Raw genomic sequence first — 17,204 nt, forward strand, 5'->3', positions numbered from 1 at the left:
AAACGGGCAGATTACTCTGCCCTATTTTTATACCGTCACATATTCTAAAACAGGTAAATTCAATGCCCGTATAAGTTGTTCCGTCATTGATTTGTGACTCAATTTTGCCGGTTTTTCCACCATCACAATACGCTGAATATCCGTTAATCTTTTGTCATTCAAATAAGCAAAATTCAGTGCGGTTTGTAATGCCGGTAAACTAGGATTAAAGGCTGCATTTTCCGCATACCGTCCGGTAATAATTTCCCCATTTTTAAACAATATTGCAATGCCGTGTGGGCTTTCGGAATAAGGGCAATGGGATTGATTCGCCGCTAAAATCCCTTGATTAATCAATTCATCAGAATGATCGGCAATCAAATAATGTTCTTCTTTGGCTAATAAATGAGCCGTAATATTAAGATCTTTTGGTCCGAAAGAATCCGGTAAATAATGGAGTAAAGGGTTATTTAAACGATGAGGAAGATGAATCAGCAAGGTTTCTGCGCCTTGTAATTCATTCATAAATTGACGGCAATGCCCACAAGGTGTGTAATTCACAACCACATGATCAATCTGTGTTTCTCCACGCAGCCATGCATGACTAATCGCACTTTGTTCCGCATGAATAGTCTGTTGAATTTCTACATTTGCAAATTCTTGATTTGCGCCAAAGTAGAAATCCCCCTTTTGACCAATTGCCACCGCCCCAACATTAAAATGGGAAACGGCCGTATGACTATAACAAGCGGCGATAGGAAGTAAATGTATGGCTAATTGCAAGGGCTCTAATTCAAAATCTAAGCAAGTCCGTTCCACTTGTTGAGCCCTCAAAAAGCCTGCCCAATTTCCAGCTTCTAGTTCTTTTATAACTGACTGATTCAATGGCTCATCCTGTAGCAGTGCGTGTTTAATTAATTCTTTCATCCGTTCTCCTTAAAAACATCTTAAAATTTAACCGCACTTATTGTAGATCAAAACTCAACGGATCAATCGACTATTTATAAAATCTGTGAAAAAGATCACAATTGAAGTTATAAAGGCATTTTGTTAATCAATCGTTAAATCTTTTTAAAAACATAGAATTGATACAAATAATCTATCAATTCTATCTAACAAAGTGGCTTTATTCCCTACTTTTATTATGTATAATAGCCACACTTGAAGCGAGATGGCTTCTGTTTGTAAAAAGTTTATCAACAATGTAGAGGAAAACATTATGTCAAAAACATCTATCGGCTTAGATAAAGAACAATCCGCAGAATTAGCAAACAAATTAAATGATTTACTTGCCACTTATCAAATTTTCTACACAAACGTGCGTGGTTATCACTGGAATATTAAAGGTGTAAACTTCTTTGAATTACATGCAAAATTTGAAGAAATTTATACAGATTTAATCACTAAAATTGATGAACTCGCAGAACGAATCCTGACTTTAGGTCATACGCCAAATAATGCTTACAGCCAATACTTAAAAGTATCCCGTCTTCAAGAAGACATTGCGGTAAGCAATGCGCAAGACTGTTTATCCGGTACATTATCAGGCTTAAAAGTATTGCTTGATCAACAACGTGAAATCCTCGCTCTTGCCGGCGATGCCGATGATGAAGGTACCGCTTCTCAAATGAGCGACTACATCAAAGAGCAAGAAAAATTGGTATGGATGTTCAAAGCCGCTTGCCAAACTTGCCATGCGTAATTCAATCTAATAAAAAGAAAACCTGCCGGTTGGCAGGTTTTTTTGTGATTAAATCGCCTTATCAAAATACAACTCCACCCCACTCTGCTCGGACATTTTCTCTAAATATGCCGCCACTTCCGGAGGGAATTGAATCTCACCTACACAGGTTAAATTACGTAACATTGGGAAAACAATAATATCTTCCAAAGAAAGCCCATCATTCAATGATGAAGGGGATTTAATCAGAGGCACAAGATTTTCGAGATCTTGATGTAAACGAACAAGATAGCTTGCCGTTTCATCTAAATTTTGCTGAAAATCCCCGATCGATTCGGTTTTCTTTTTAGTGAAATAATCCACCGCACTTTGGGTTTTAAATTCTGCGAGATCCATTTTGACAAAACGCGGAATGAGTAAATGATTGTAGTAACGACTGACCGTTTTTACCCATTCCTCAATTTCAGGACGAAGTTGTTCAGAAAGCATTTTTTCACCAAAATGCTCATCTACATAACGGACAATATCCAAACTTTCCGGCATTGCTGTGCCATCTTCTTTGACTAAAATCGGGACAACCTTTTTCCCCACTAAACCTGTTGGCGTGATTTCGTCATCATTGGCGAGAATGACGAGTTCAAAAGGCAGATTTTTTAACCCAAAGATCATTCTTGCACGCACACAAAATGGGCAATGATCATAAGCATATAATTTCATATTAGTCTCCTGTTTGATTGAAATTTTCTAATAATTTTCCTAACCCACTCTGCCGTTTTACGGTTTGGCGCACTGCCATTTTCCAGATTTTTTCACTGGCAAAAACGGTGAGTGATTTTTTGGCTCGTGTTACACCGGTAAACACTAATTCTCGGGAAAGCACCGGGTTAGGCTCTGTCGGTAGAACCATTAGTGTGTGATCAAATTCCGAGCCTTGCGATTTATGGATTGTCATAATAAATGCCGACTCATGAGCAGGAATACGGCTGGTTAGTACCTCACGATTGCCAAACCACACTTTGCCCTTTGCCAAACACAATCCAATATCCCCATTGTATAAACGCACATTATGATCGTTTTCCGTGATCATAATCGGTTTGCCAAGATACCAATCTTGCTCATTTCTAAACCAAAGCAAATACTCTCGACGCAATGCTAAAGCGATTTCTTTATTTAGATTTTCCACACCTAACGGACTGTTACGAAGTGCGGTCAAAAATCCGATTGAATTAAAATGGGCTTGAATCACCTCCGCATAGCTTTTACCTTCTTCATTCCGTTGATTGAAATCCACACCTTGCCTTTGTAATTCTCGCAATTCCGTTAAATAAAGACGATAATTTTCCACCGCACTTTGCACGACCTGTTGCACCCAAGCCGCTTCAGTTTGTTCCGTATTAAACGGATTAAAATATAATTCCTGAGGGAAAGCTGAAAATAGCTTAAGGCTTTCTTCCCCATTTCCGTGTTGGATTTGCTCGGCAAGTTTACCAATGCCGGAATCTTTATCAAAACGGCGACTAAAGGTGAGATGGCATAAACTATCACGCATTGGATTCGTGATTGCCGCACTTGGCACATTATACCCTGTGGTTTGGCGTAAATAATTCGCTTGTTCCCTGCTATAAGGCTCTTCGACCCATTGTGCCAACTCGCCTAGCACAGCCCCTGCCTCCACAGAAGCAAGCTGTGCTTGATCACCCAATAAAATCAAGCGGGTTTCCGGTTTTAGAGCATTGATCAATTTTGCCATCAGAGGAAGATCAATCATCGAGGTTTCATCCACCACTAAAACATCAAGTTGTAATGGGTTTCTTTCATTGTGATGACAATGATCGTTAAGAGCATTGACACCAAGCAAGCGATGTAATGTTTCAGCTTTTTGTGGAATAGATTGCACCAGTGTATCGGATAATTTCATGGATTGTTGTAAAAATCCTAAAGCATTTTGGATAGATTCTTCCAACCTTGAGGCTGCCTTGCCCGTTGGCGCAACGAGTTTGATGTGTAATTGATGTTGGTATAATTCTTGCAAAACTAATAACAGCCTTGTCACGGTGGTGGTTTTTCCGGTGCCCGGTCCGCCGGTAATCACCGTGAATGGACTTTTAATCGCCGTTGCCACCGCCACTTTTTGCCAATCAATCTCTGCCGATTTTTGAGGAAAATACAATGCTAATTTTTCTCGAACTTCATCAGGAGAAAAGGCCAAAGTGCGGTTATTTTTTAAGGTGTTTTTAATATATTGTGCTACACGGTATTCATCTTGCCAGATACGATAAAAATATAAGGCATTAAATTGAAAAACCATCGGAGCAATGTGTGAAATCGGATCTTGTGTAAATGCAAGATGTCCTCGTAAATGAGATTGCCATTGTTCGACCGAGAGAAAATCTATTTTTTGTTGAATCTCTGCAAGATAATCCCTTTCTGTGGCACGATATAACAAACCGAATAAATTCCGTTCTAATGCCTTATCCAATTCAACGCAAGTATTACCTTGTGCATAGTGCCAACTACAAAGTGCTGCGAGCAAAACGGCTAAATGCTTGGTCGGTTCAGGGAGGTTATCCGGCTGCTTATCTGCAATCAGTTTGGCAAAATAATAATCGCCTAAACTGATAATATTTTGTTCATTCAATGATTGTAAAAGCCTTAGCATTAAAGCACCTCCTCTAATTCATTGATGAGTTGCACACTTGGGCGATCAAAAAACACTCCGGATTGGGGCTCACCATTCATTCCCCTCAAGAAAAGATAAAATACGCCACCGAAATCTCGTTCATAGTCATAATTCTTATCGACGGTTTTTAAATAACGGTGTAATGCCAAGGTATAAAGCAAATATTGCCAATCATAGTGATGATGTAACATCGCTTTTTCTAAGGCGTTAGGCGAATAATCCGACCAATTTTCACCAAGAAAATTAGATTTATAATCCAACAAATAATACTTGCCTTGATGGCGGAAAACCAAATCAATGGTGCCACGGATCATGCCTTGGATATCTTCAAATTGCAGCATGTCACTTGGTAAGTGATGATGGGATTGTAAGGCTTTATTAAAGCCCGCTACGTCAAAATGATCCTGAATGGATAAATAAAAGGACATCTCTTTGATATAATCGGATTTTGCCAAATCAATTAATTTGATCCCATGAGATGCCGACAACGGAGTATGCACAATTTGCTCAAACCATTGCTGTAATAATGTGATGAAATCTGTTTCCACCTGCAATTCTTGGCAAAGTTTTTCAAGGGCGACATCATTAGTTAGTGCATTAAAATCATTTTTTTCTAAATAACGATGTAACAATATTCCCACTTGCGTGCCATGAGGAAACTCAGCAATGAGCAACCGATTGTCATTGGAAAGTGCGGTTAATCTTTCAGAAGAATTTTCCAAGATTATCTGTGTATCGTAATCTTTTGCCTCATCAAAAACAGCGGATTTTTTTACCGCACTGTCATTCAGATAATTCCTCCAACGATGTTTTTGCTCTATGCTTGTGAAACTGGTGATATGCCAATTTTGCTCGATCTCACCGTGAAAAGAAGAGACAGCAAGCTCATTCTGAGGTAAAGAAAAGGATAGAGAGGGCAATTCATTTAATTTTTCTGCTGGTTCAATGGCAATGCTCGACATATTCACTTTAAATTCATCAAGTAATGAGCTGCTTGAATAAGTTTGTAACAGGGCTAAATTCTTCCCAATTTCCCCACTACTGAGTACATAAAGAAACGGATTCCATTTTTTATCAAATTCTGCCGGCAAGGCAAACGCCATTTGATACTTCGCCCGGGTTAATGCCACATAAAGCAAACGTAGATCTTCTGCAAAAGTTTCCTCTGCCAATTCATCTAAATGACGATTCTCCATATCCCATAAAACGCGATCTTTATCTTTTGAGTAATAGAGATTAATGTTAGCGAATTGATTGAGATCACGGCTTGGCACAGCCAAAAACGGTAACCAAACTAAATCATATTCCAATCCTTTCGATTTATGAATCGTCACGATTTTGACTAACTGACGTTCGCTTTCTAAACGAATTTGTGCTTCTTGTCTGCCCTCTCCACGAATTTGTTTTTCAAACCAACTCAGTAATGCCGCTTCACTGTTATTTAATGTAGAGGCTTGCTGTAAAATCTCAGCAAGATGTAAAAAATCCGTTAAATCACGCTCTCCGGTAGGTAAACCCAATAAACGTTCGGCGATGCCTTGTTCAAGCAAAAGATGGTGCAACATGGGTAAGACGCCTTGTCGTTGCCAAATTTGCTGATACAGCTCAAAACTATCCGCCCATCGTTGCCAATCTTGTTCGTTATGATGAATTTGGTGAATTTCTGCCGCCGTTAAACCAAAAAGTGCAGTAGCAATCGCATTTAAAATAGATCGTTCCGTCACATTCAAACAGGCTTTCAAAACTCGTACCAATTCTTTCGCAACCCGACTATCAAACACGCTACTTTGATCAGAAAGGAATACTGAAGCAATGCCTAATTTTTGTAAGGCCGTTTTCACTAATGCGGCTTCATTTCTATCACGCACCAAAACGGCAATATTGGCAGCCTGTAAAATTTGGCTATCCTCATCCCCCTTAAAAACTGCCTGATTTTCAGCCGCACTTTTTAGCCAATGTTGAATTGAAACCGCACAAGTTTGGGCAAGTGCTGTTTTATCTAATTTTCCATCATTTTTTTCCGTCAAATAAAAGCGATAAGCCGGTTCCTGTTCACCATTTAAATAAAATTGGCGATGATCCGCTTTTGCCCCTACCGATGTAAATTCAATATTGTCATAGATAAAGGGGGATTTAGGAAAATCAAATAATTTGTTTATCCCCTCCACAATTCGTTGCTCGGAACGATAGTTTTTCATTAAACTAAAACGCTCATCCGCCTGTTTGGCAGCCTTTAAATAGGTAAAAATATCCGCACCACGGAAACGATAAATCGCCTGTTTAGGGTCACCTATCATAATAAAGCCGGTATTATTCTGCCGATTTTCTCGATAAATTTTGGAAAAAATCTCATACTGCTGTGCATCCGTGTCCTGAAATTCATCGATCATGGCAAAGGGATATTGAAAACGGATCATTTCAGCGAGTTGATCGCCCTGTTCATTTTGTAAGGCTTCACAAAGTAATCGTAATAAATCATCAAAAGACTTTTCTTGATGATTACGTTTATATTTAAGGAGTTTTTGTTGAATGCCTTGGCGGTAATGATAGAGAATAAGTTTCTTTAGCAATTCTGGGGAAAGCGTATGTTCAAATTCTTCAACCAAGTGATCCAATTTTTCTAAAATAGTGGAACAATTTGGCTTTTTGTTCTTGGCTGCATTAGCATTCACAGCTGATTGCGTAAAATATTTTACAATATCTTCACTCAATGAATGTGCTGCTGTATTTTTCACCCAAGTCGCCACTCGTGCATAATAACCGGGCAGATTATTGGCACGATATTTATTGCCGTTTAATCGCTTATCTTGCAGTTCCTGTGCGATGAAATCTTTAATTTCCCCCTCATTTTCTTGCCATGTTTGTTTCAATTTATCAATGATATTGCGTTGTACCACCACTTTTTCTAAAAGCGTTTCAAGAGGTAAGACGAGAAGATCTTGATGTTCCAATTCAACATCGAAATTTTTGCCAATATCATTTTTAAGTAGTGCGAATACACTATCCGGCGATTTCAACTCTTGTGCAATAAAATTTGCGACCGCAAAAGACTGTGGGTAAAAATGTTCACGCCAAAATTCATTGGCAAATTGTTTCAATAAATCAGACTGATCTTTTACTAATTCCAAATTGAAATGGACACCGGAATAAAAAGCATACTGCATTAACATTCGGCGACAAAAACCATGAATGGTAAAAATTGCCGCAAGATCCATATTTTGTTCCGCCAATTTTAATCGCTGAATAGCAAGGGGAAGATCATCAATATGCTGAGAAAGTGCGGTCAGAAAATCATCATCTTTAAAAGCGCTTTCTGACTGCGTTTCCGCATAAACTGACAATTTTTGAATGGCATCTATGATGCGTTCACGGATTTTTTGCTTTAGTTCTTCCGTCGCCATTTCCGTGAAAGTGACCACTAAAATCTCTTCGACATTTAACGGGCGTGAAAAATTCTTTTCTCCTGCTTGTAATAAGAGGCGAAGATAGAGAGAACCAATGGTATAAGTTTTCCCCGTTCCGGCTGAGGCCTCGATCAAATTCACTTGATTTAAAGGTAATGCGACAGGATTAAGCGGCGTTGATGTTGTCATAGTTTCGCAAATGTGGGATTAAATAGCGTTATTTTAGGGGGGAATTGTTGCTTTGGCTATGTATTAAATTGATTTTTTAATGGCAATTATTTCGTTACAATAGGCCGCGACAAAAACAGGATAATTGGGGAAATATGCGAAAAGGTCGCTGTTGTGCCTTATTGGCGTTGATACTTTTAATCGGAACAATTTCTTTACCTTGGTGGATCACGCCAAAACAAATTGAACGGGTGGTAAATTATTTCCTTACGCCAAATTATTCTGTGCAATTATCCGATGATTGGGCAATAAACAGTGAAGCATTAACACTCCCTACTTTGCAAGTCAATTCAGGAAAATGTACGCTGGCAAAGCTACGTGATATTCAGCTTCAGCTCACCGATTGGTTTTCACCCCATTTATCGGTTGAAAATGCCGTGGTCGATTATGCTTGTATTCAAACTATACCCAGTAGCCATGATAAAACACCGATAAAATTGACCGCACTTTTTGCGACAATACCGAGCTTTGAAATTAATATTAAGCAATTTCAAGTTTCAAATAGTAACCATCTTATTCCCCCCGTTTTGCAGGACATTCTCAATGCCAATATTTCCGCAATGGTAAATCGTCACCAGGATCAATTTCAGCTGAATTTATCCGCTCAAAATGACAAAGGATTAACATTACATCATCAATCTACTCTTTCCCCTCAGGATAATCACTTTATTTGGCAAGGAAAAATCAATTATCAACCGGAACAGAATCAATCTTATCAATCCGATTTTAACCTTCAATTAAATGATGAAATTCTACAAATACAGCCAAAAGGAGAAATGACCTTAACATGGCAAACCCCTCATTTTTCCGTCAATAACGGCGAAGCAACATTGTCTTGGGAAGGCGAAAATGGCGTAATCAAGGCGCAAGATCTCACAAGAAAATCGCCATTATTGGATGTGCCATTTATTTTTACTCGGAACGGACTGGAAATTTCTTGGGGAACGTTTTATTGGACCTTTGACGGTTATCAACCTATTAAAGGATTTTTAGGCTTGTCCTTACGTACACCACAAAAAGGCTGGTTTCCCCTTGGGATTAATACCAATATCATCGTGCAAACCTTTGGTGAGTATGGTAAAGGCGAGATAGTGATTTCTGGGGAAAATGGCGAAATTGGTGGTGGAGAAAAACAAGATCAGATCCATTTTAATTTAAAAACGCGCGGTGATTTACGCTATAACAATACAGTTGCACACACGAATTTAAGCTATCATCTCGGTGGCTCATTTAATGACCCTTTACTTCGTTTCAATACGGGATCTCTTTTTAAAATGGATAATCAGCAACAAGGTTCAAGTATTCATATGCGTTTACCTTTAGATAATGTACAAATCAGTAAATATGGGTTAGATGGTCGATTATTGGCAACATTACAAGGTTTCACACCACAATTTTCTGATATTGATGTGAAGCTGGACGGGCAAGCCGATGAATTTATTGCGGGGATCAAAACCGTTTTTGAACTACGTGATCCACAACATAAATTACACAATGCGGAAAGCAATGCCAATAACCGCTGGGATTGGACGATTCAAGGCAAGGTCTATTGGAAAACCTTAAAAACGTCGGTGAATCTACAAGGTACTGGTTTTTGGCAAGGCAGCCATATTGAATTAAATCAACTCACGGCTTCTTCAAATAAAATACAAACTAACGGTATAAAAATGGCACCACTTTTTCTAGAGCTGAAAGATCGACTACGTTGGGATTATGAGAAAGAACACATTCGAGGTTTATTACAAGTCAAAAGTGAGCGGATTACCTTTGATTACGGCGGACATTTTACCAAGCCTATTTTTAGTGTCGGTGTTGATGGGGAAAGTATAGAACGTTTTAATATTGCCGGAGATTTAAAAGCGGGGACACTAGGTCCGATAGATCTGCTCGCCCGTTATGAAAATCAAACACTAAAAGGAAAAATTAGCTGGAAAAAACAATCGGTAAACGTATTCCAATCCCTTTTTCCTCAACAGTGGGGCTGGTTAATTCATCATGGTCACATTAAAGGCATAGGCAATTTTAATATCGATCACGAAGGAATTGCGATGAAGGGGAATCTGCAACTTTATAAGGTCGGACTTTCTTTTCCTGATGGGGAAATTGAGGATTTAGACATTCATTTTCCGCTAAATTATCAGAATAATCTTTTACAAAATTCAACAAAAAACCCCATTAAGGTTTCTGTTCACAATATGCGTAAAGGCGCATTATTCCTGAATAATGTTGTATTTCATTTATCCGGTACTTATCCGTATTCTAAACTAAAACCGCTTACCTTGAGTAAGGTGAGAATCGGATTATTTGATGGTGAGGTAACATTAGATAAACTTAATTTTCCTCAAAGTGAAATGGCTACGCTCAAATTACATCACATTGATCTCAGTCGGGTTATGGCGATGGCACAATATAACCAAATCCATTTAGAAGGACGGATGAATGCGACATTGCCTTTTTGGTTAAAGAATCACACCTGTCTTATTTGCAATGGTACATTGCAACAAAGCGGTAAAATGCGTATTAAATTAAACGATGAAGTGGCAAAGGGATTAAAAAAAGGTGGCTGGACCGAAAGTATTATCGTGGATTTATTAAAAGAAATGGAACTTGACCATTCCCATGCCAGTCTTAATCTTACCTCTAACGGACAAATGAATTTGAGCGCAACAATCAAAGGTTTCAATGTCAACAAAGCAACACATCACCCAATTACATTAAATTATCATCACCAAGAAAATATGTTTGAATTATGGAATATGATTGACTACGGCGCTCAGTTTGAACAAAATTTACAATATCGGCTTTATCAAAATTTAGAACATGAAAAAACACCTTAAAAATCGACCGCACTTTGTTGTTGCTTTATTTTCCCTTAACCTATTGGCAGGTTGCACACCAACCATTCAACTTGATACACCAAAAGAAGGGATCACCATTAATATGAATGTGGTGGTGGATCACAATATTAATGTCACGATGGATGAAAAGGCTAAAGCCGTATCAGAGAAAAAATAAATGGCTTACATCATGTAAGCCATTCATATTGATTAAAAATTTAACACTTTATCCGCCTCAACAGTCCAATCCGCTAACTCAACGAGAGTACCGATTTCCACCCCGTCCGCTAAAGGTAATTCGGTGATACCACGTGCATTAGTACAGGTTTTACAAAGTTTTACAGTTGCCCCTTGAGCCGTTAAAATTTCCAGCATTTGCTGTAAATGATACCCTTCCGCCGGATTTTGTTTTGCCAGCCCCCCGTTCACCGCATCCGACATTAAAAACAGCTTTAAATTGACCGCACTTTTATGCTGTTCCTGCAATTGTAACGCCAAACGTAATGCACTAAAAAAATGTTCGTCCCCATAAGGCGAGGAATGAATGATGAAAAGAATATTTTGCATAATATGTCCTTTTTTCTTTGAATATAAAAAGGGCGAACCTTAGGCTCGCCCTGTCATTAACCTACCCAAACAAATTTCGCAATAAATAAAAGCGATACGACCCAAACAGGTGCATTGATTTCTTTAATGCGGCCGGTGCAGGCTTTCATAATACAATAGCTGATAAAACCAAAGGCGATCCCCTCCGTGATGGAATAAGTGAAAGGCATCATCGCTGCGGTAATAAATGCCGGCGTTGCTTCTGTTAAATCATCCCATGACACACGAATTAGGCTGGATGCCATTAAAATACCCACATAGACCAATGCGCCGGCAGTCGCATAAGTTGGCACAACGGCAGTAAGTGGTGAGAAGAAAATCGTCAGTAAAAATAACACGCCGACGGTTACTGCCGTTAAACCTGTGCGTCCGCCCACGGAGACCCCGGCGCCACTTTCGATATAAGTGCTGATTGCGGAAGTACCGATATATGAACCGCCCACCGCACTCACACTATCCACCAGTAAGGCTTGTTTCATTTTTGGGAAACGTCCTTTCTCATCGCTAATTCCGGCCTTGTCCGTCACGCCTAATAAAGTGCCGGAAGAGTCAAATAAATTAACTAATAAAAATGAAAAAATAATACCGAGCAATGCCGTGTCTAAGGCTCCGCCAATATCCACTTTACCCACCACTGTATCTAATGCAGGCGGCATAGAAATAATACCCTGGAACATCACCGTATCATCCAACCAAAGTGCAAGCCCCGTAACGACTGCAATAGAAATCAATACGCCGGAAAAAATATTGCGGGCAGCTAATACCACGATAATAAAAAAGCCCAGTACACCAAGTAGCACCTTAGGATCATGCAAATCACCTAATGCCACTAATGTGGCAGGATTTGCTACCACAAGTCCCATATTTTTAAAACCAATCAATGCAATAAAGAAGCCAATCCCCGCGCCAATTCCCACACGAATACTCAACGGGATAGACGCCATTAGCCAATAACGCACTTGAAACAGGGTGAGCACCAATAATCCCACCGAGCCCCAGAAAATCGTCCCCATTCCAATTTCCCATGAGTAGCCTAATTTGCCCACTACGACATAAGCAAAAAAGGCATTAAGCCCCATTGCCGGCGCAAGCGCGATAGGCAGATTACTGAATAGTCCCATTGCCATTGTACCAATGCCGGCGATCAAACAAGTCGTCACAAACACAACCTGTTTATCCATCCCCGCATCGCCCAAAATTGAAGGATTCACAAAAACAATATAAACCATGGTAAAAAAGGTGGTAATACCGGCGATAATCTCGGTTCTTGTGCTTGAGCCTTTTTCACGCAATTTGAAAAGTCGTTCTAACATAATCATTCCTTAAAAATTAATAACCTTGATGATAAATTGCTTCTAATAATTTCACAGAAAGGTGGGCAAGATTAAAACGTTGCTCATCTGCAACAGTCCAAAATTCAATCCCATTTTCAACCGCACTTAATCGGCTAATATGGAGTTTCACATGGGAAATTTCACTTTCAATCTCAGCACTCATAACCGGAGTAATAAAATGTTCATGATATTGTACGAATTCATTCTCTTGAGGTTGAAAATCTATCTCATAATCTGAAAGCACGCTCACTTTTTGAGCCATCCCGTAGAATACGGGGGCTTGAACAGCATGAAATACCACCGCCTCTAATTGAGGGAAAATTTTTTGAAACTGTTGTGATAATGATAACGTACTTTGTGGATAAACATTGAACGCTAAACGAGTCTCTCCCTCATCCAACGGAATGCCATTTAATAATCGGGCGGTTTGCCCCGCCAGTTTTGTGACAGTCTCAACATTTTGATAAGAGGCTGGAAGTAAAGATGTCGTGAAGATTTTTGTGAGATGAGATGTTTGTAATACAGGGTAAATTGCCAAAGCAAGTTGACTCACCTGAGGATCCGGCAAACTAACAATATTACGCTGTCTTAATGCAATAAGGTTTTCCTCATTAATGCTTGGCACGACAACGGGTACATCAGAAAGTGTGCTACATATCCCTTTCATATCAATCACTACGCATCCCTGTTCCGCTGCCTCTGCGATATGGGATACTTGTTCAATATTGCCTGCGAAAAAGAGATAATCCAATTCGCCCCAATCCATTTCCTTTGATGAACACTGAGTAACGCTTTTATTTTTAAAGCGAATTCCTTGCTCTTCTTCAAAAGGATAAATTTCAACCACGGTAACTTTAGCAATATTGAGTTCACTTTCTTCAAGAGACTCAACAATTCTTTCGCACAATTCAAATTCTGCCGCAATGGCAATATTTAGGCTTGCATCCATTTTTTTCTCCGCTATAAAATAAGCAGACCATTCTACAAAAAAAGGGCTAGAAATAAAATGACACCCGCAATTGATTTACTTAAAAAACAGAAAATTCCTTTTATTCTTCACACTTATGATCACAATCCCAACAATACTCACTTTGGTGATGAAGCAGCAGAAAAACTAGGTATTGATCCTCATCGTTCTTTCAAAACATTACTTGTGGCTGAGAACGGTGATCAAAAGAAACTCGCCTGTTTTTTTTACCGACAGCCAATATGCTAAACCTAAAAAAGCAGCGAAAGCTATAGGGGTAAAAAAGTGGAGATGGCGGATAAAGATTTCGCACAAAAAAGTACAGGATATTTAGTGGGAGGGATTAGTCCTATTGGACAAAAGAAACGCCTAAAAACAGTGATAAATTCGACCGCACTTACCTTTGATAGTATTTATGTATCCGGTGGAAAACGAGGCCTAAGCGTGGAATTGGCGGCAACGGATCTTTCAAAATTGCTAGGCGCTGAGTTTACCGATATTGTGGATGAGCCTTAATATTTTGTTCAACTTTTTGACAACCTTTATCCCATATTCAAGATGATAAAAAGCTTACCCAAGGGTAAGCTTTTTTAGATAATCAAAGGTCATCAATAACTAAATAAATTTTAGAGACCGGGCCGTGTACGCCAACAACTTTAATTAATTCAATATCTGCTGTGGCACTTGGCCCTGAAATAATATTGACACAAGATGGCATTCGTTCCCCTTGCTTCGCTTTATCATCCAAAATTTTTGCTAACTGTGCAACTCTTGGTAATACACAACTTTTACGTACGACAACAATGGATTTTTCCGGCAATAAACTCACTGAACGCCCAAACTGTTTATCAGAAAACAATACAATACCACCAGATTCAGCAAGCCCATACTCAGCGTAAACAATACCAATATTCGCTTGTTCAGCATATTGAATATTACTTTCGCTCTTCATCTCATCCCAAATATGGTGATCATACTTGCCTTGAATAGCTGACATTACCCCTAATGCCACAAGGCGTGCGTCATTATTCAAAATAATTTGCCCACCACCATATTTTTCACAAATTTCAATAACCGCTTGTGGAACAGCATTTTCTTTCTCCACAACCACATCAGCCATCATAACTTTGGCAAAGTTAATAAACTCGTTGCATAGTTGTTCTTGACTAAGCTCTGTTAAACGTGTCATCGGATAATCATTCACTAACGCCGGCATAGGTTCCGGTGAAGTTTGCCAAGTTGATTTCCCCATTCGTTTCACTAATTTAGTTAGAAACTGTTCACGATTTTGTAAATCCATCTTTGCTTATCCTCTATTTTTAAACCATTCACGGAAACTCTGACCTTCCGGTGTAGGTAAATCACGTGCTTTTGTCCATTCAGCTAAAGCCCCCATTTGCACCGGCACCTTACCGTTTTTGATCAATTTCCCTGCCACCTTCGCACCAACATTAACCCCGACCTTCCAAACTGAGGGATGAGCATTAGCAAAGGTAAAACCAAAAATAGACAGACGTTCCGCTGCAGGGGTAATACCCGTTTGTGCCATATGTTCACGATGCTTCAAAATAAGCTGTGCAAGTGGAATTTTAACCGGACATACTGAATTACAAGCCGTACACAAAGAACAAGCATAAGGCAATTCTTTAAATTCCTCATATCCACCTAATAATGGTGAAATTACGGAGCCAATTGGCCCTGGGTAAATCGAACCATATCCATGCCCGCCAATTTGGCGGTATGCAGGACAAGTATTTAAACATGCACCGCAACGAATACAACGCAATACTTCTTTAAATTCACTTTCTAAAATTTTAGAGCGGCCATTATCAACAATAACTAAATGGAACTCTTCCGGTCCATCTGTTTCACCTTCTAGACGGGGACCTGTAAGCCATGTGTTATAAGCTGTTAATTTAGCGCCTACCGCACTGCGAGCTAACATAGTGATGAGAACATCCACTTCTTTAAACGTCGGTGCTAATCGTTCCATCCCCATGACGGCAATATGGGTTTTAGGCACCGTTGTTGCTAAACGTAAATTCCCTTCATTGGTCACTAAACAAACAGAGCCGGTTTCCGCTACGGCAAAATTACACCCACTAATACCAATATCAGCTTCTAAGAAATCTTTACGGATTACCTGACGAATAAAAGCGGTCATTTCTTCCGGTGTTTCGGATCCGTTATATCCCAATTGTTCGTGTAATTCCTGACGGATCTTATAACGATCTTTGTGTATTGCGGGAACAACAATATGAGAGGGTTTATCACCTACGATTTGTAATAAATATTCACCTAAATCTGTTTCAACGACTTTTATTCCTTCCTTCTCTAAAACATCATTCAAACCGATTTCTTCTGTTACCATGGATTTTGACTTGACAATCTTTTTCGCCTGCTTTTCTAGTGCAATTTGACGAATATAAGCGGTCGCTTCTTCTGCAGTTTCAGCAAAATAAACCTTTCCGCCATTTTGCTGTACTTTTTCACTTAGCTGATAAAGATAAGCATCTAAATTGGCTAGAACATGATTACGAATTTGTTTAGACAAATCCCGCCATTCTTCCCAATGTCCCAATTCATCTACCATTTTTTGACGATTAGCACCTATCGTTTCTTGTGCTTTTACGACGGCTTTTCGCATCACCTCATTGTGAATTTGATTATCCACACGTTTTTTGAAAGCAAGATTACTCGTTTTTAACGACATTTTATTTTTCCTCCTGCATCAATACTTCAGCAATATGCATAACTTTAATATTTTTTCCTTCTCTGCTTAAACGCCCACCAATATTAAGTAAGCAGCTTACATCAGCACCGATCAAATAATCCGGTTCAACTTCTACAATATGATCGACTTTTTCTGTTACCATTTCCCCGGAAATTTCAGCCATTTTGACTGAGAAGGTTCCGCCAAAACCACAACAAGTTTGTTGGTTTTTAATCGGTAATAGCTCTAAACCTTTCACATTTTTTAGTAAGGTTAAAGGTTCATTAACAATACCTAACTTACGGAAAAGGCTACAAGAAGGATGGTAAACAGCTTTTCCCGGTAGGCTTGCACCAACATCGGTGATACCTAATACATTAACGATAAAATCTGTTAAATCATAAAAGCGTTTTGCAACTTTTTCGGCTCGCTTTGCCCATTGCAATTCACCGAATTGTTCAAAATATTCCGCATAATGCTTAATCGCCGAAACACAAGATCCTGCCGGAGCGACAATGGGATAATCATTCACTTCAAATGTTTCCACTAAATTTTTCATCCCCGGCAAGGCTTGTTTTGTATAACCACTATTTAATGCCGGTTGCCCGCAACAACTTTGCTTTTCTAGAAAAATAACCTGACATCCTAATTTTTCCAGTAATAAAACGGTGTTTTTAGCCACACCTGCTTTGACGACATCCGCAATACAGGTTACATAAAAATTAACATTCATAATCACTCCGTATAGAAAACATAAATAAAAACAAGCGGAATG

At 39.1% G+C, this 17,204-nt stretch carries 13 protein-coding genes and 1 pseudogene; 4 read left to right on the top strand and 10 right to left on the bottom strand.

Annotated features, from left to right (window positions below; all coding sequences use genetic code 11):
- Window positions 1-27 precede the first annotated feature (27 nt).
- Window positions 28-906, bottom strand: a complete 879-nt coding sequence (gene cdd, locus E4T92_RS02890; protein WP_135093365.1) for a cytidine deaminase — start codon at window positions 904-906, stop codon at window positions 28-30.
- Window positions 907-1,198: 292 nt separating this feature from the next.
- Between cdd and E4T92_RS02895 the strand changes: the two genes are divergently transcribed.
- The gene (locus E4T92_RS02895; RefSeq protein ID WP_135093366.1) at window positions 1,199-1,681 is read left to right on the top strand and encodes a Dps family protein; all 483 of its coding nucleotides are present in this window, start codon (window positions 1,199-1,201) and stop codon (window positions 1,679-1,681) included.
- Between the two features lie 48 nt (window positions 1,682-1,729).
- Here the strand turns inward: E4T92_RS02895 and grxB are convergent, their stop codons facing one another.
- From grxB to recB, 3 genes are read right to left on the bottom strand one after another with little or no spacing between them, the layout of a single operon-like run.
- Window positions 1,730-2,377, bottom strand: a complete 648-nt coding sequence (gene grxB / locus E4T92_RS02900; RefSeq protein WP_135093367.1) for a glutaredoxin 2 — start codon at window positions 2,375-2,377, stop codon at window positions 1,730-1,732.
- Window position 2,378: 1 nt separating this feature from the next.
- Window positions 2,379-4,319: an exodeoxyribonuclease V subunit alpha gene (recD, locus tag E4T92_RS02905; RefSeq protein ID WP_135093368.1), complete on the bottom strand. Its 1,941-nt coding sequence runs from the start codon at window positions 4,317-4,319 to the stop codon at window positions 2,379-2,381.
- Window positions 4,319-7,933 carry an exodeoxyribonuclease V subunit beta gene (gene recB / locus E4T92_RS02910; protein ID WP_135093369.1) on the bottom strand — a complete coding sequence of 1,205 codons (3,615 nt, stop codon included), beginning with the start codon at window positions 7,931-7,933 and terminating at the stop codon, window positions 4,319-4,321. Before recB ends, recD begins: the two co-directional genes overlap by 1 nt.
- A gap of 134 nt (window positions 7,934-8,067) precedes the next feature.
- On the opposite strand from recB, the gene E4T92_RS02915 reads away from it, so the two are divergent.
- Window positions 8,068-10,809: a YdbH family protein gene (locus tag E4T92_RS02915; RefSeq protein WP_135093370.1), complete on the top strand. Its 2,742-nt coding sequence runs from the start codon at window positions 8,068-8,070 to the stop codon at window positions 10,807-10,809.
- Window positions 10,793-10,987 carry a YnbE family lipoprotein gene (locus E4T92_RS02920; RefSeq protein WP_135093371.1) on the top strand — a complete coding sequence of 65 codons (195 nt, stop codon included), beginning with the start codon at window positions 10,793-10,795 and terminating at the stop codon, window positions 10,985-10,987. The genes E4T92_RS02915 and E4T92_RS02920 overlap by 17 nt, the downstream gene beginning before the upstream one ends.
- 32 nt (window positions 10,988-11,019) lie before the next feature.
- Here the strand turns inward: E4T92_RS02920 and E4T92_RS02925 are convergent, their stop codons facing one another.
- The 3 genes from E4T92_RS02925 to E4T92_RS02935 are packed head-to-tail and all read right to left on the bottom strand — an operon-like array spanning window position 11,020 to window position 13,698.
- On the bottom strand, window positions 11,020-11,376 hold the full coding sequence (locus E4T92_RS02925) for a DsrE/DsrF/TusD sulfur relay family protein (protein WP_135093372.1): 357 nt from the start codon (window positions 11,374-11,376) through the stop codon (window positions 11,020-11,022).
- A gap of 56 nt (window positions 11,377-11,432) precedes the next feature.
- Window positions 11,433-12,728, bottom strand: coding sequence for an NCS2 family permease (locus tag E4T92_RS02930; protein WP_228063534.1), 1,296 nt, complete (start codon window positions 12,726-12,728; stop codon window positions 11,433-11,435).
- Window positions 12,729-12,744: 16 nt separating this feature from the next.
- Window positions 12,745-13,698 carry an oxidoreductase gene (locus tag E4T92_RS02935; RefSeq protein ID WP_135093374.1) on the bottom strand — a complete coding sequence of 318 codons (954 nt, stop codon included), beginning with the start codon at window positions 13,696-13,698 and terminating at the stop codon, window positions 12,745-12,747.
- Window positions 13,699-13,755: 57 nt separating this feature from the next.
- On the opposite strand from E4T92_RS02935, the pseudogene ybaK reads away from it, so the two are divergent.
- A pseudogene (gene ybaK / locus E4T92_RS02940) lies at window positions 13,756-14,232 on the top strand (Cys-tRNA(Pro) deacylase).
- Window positions 14,233-14,314: 82 nt separating this feature from the next.
- Here the strand turns inward: ybaK and E4T92_RS02945 are convergent.
- From E4T92_RS02945 to E4T92_RS02955, 3 genes are read right to left on the bottom strand one after another with little or no spacing between them, the layout of a single operon-like run.
- A complete protein-coding gene (locus E4T92_RS02945; protein WP_135093375.1) occupies window positions 14,315-15,016 on the bottom strand; it encodes a lactate utilization protein C in 702 nt (233 codons plus the stop codon).
- Window positions 15,017-15,022: 6 nt separating this feature from the next.
- A complete protein-coding gene (locus E4T92_RS02950) occupies window positions 15,023-16,429 on the bottom strand; it encodes a LutB/LldF family L-lactate oxidation iron-sulfur protein (RefSeq protein WP_135093376.1) in 1,407 nt (468 codons plus the stop codon).
- 1 nt (window position 16,430) lies between these two features.
- On the bottom strand, window positions 16,431-17,162 hold the full coding sequence (locus tag E4T92_RS02955) for a (Fe-S)-binding protein (RefSeq protein WP_077540847.1): 732 nt from the start codon (window positions 17,160-17,162) through the stop codon (window positions 16,431-16,433).
- Window positions 17,163-17,204 lie beyond the last annotated feature (42 nt).

This window comes from Pasteurella sp. WM03, assembly GCF_004570945.1.
Taxonomy (GTDB): Bacteria; Pseudomonadota; Gammaproteobacteria; order Enterobacterales; family Pasteurellaceae; genus Rodentibacter.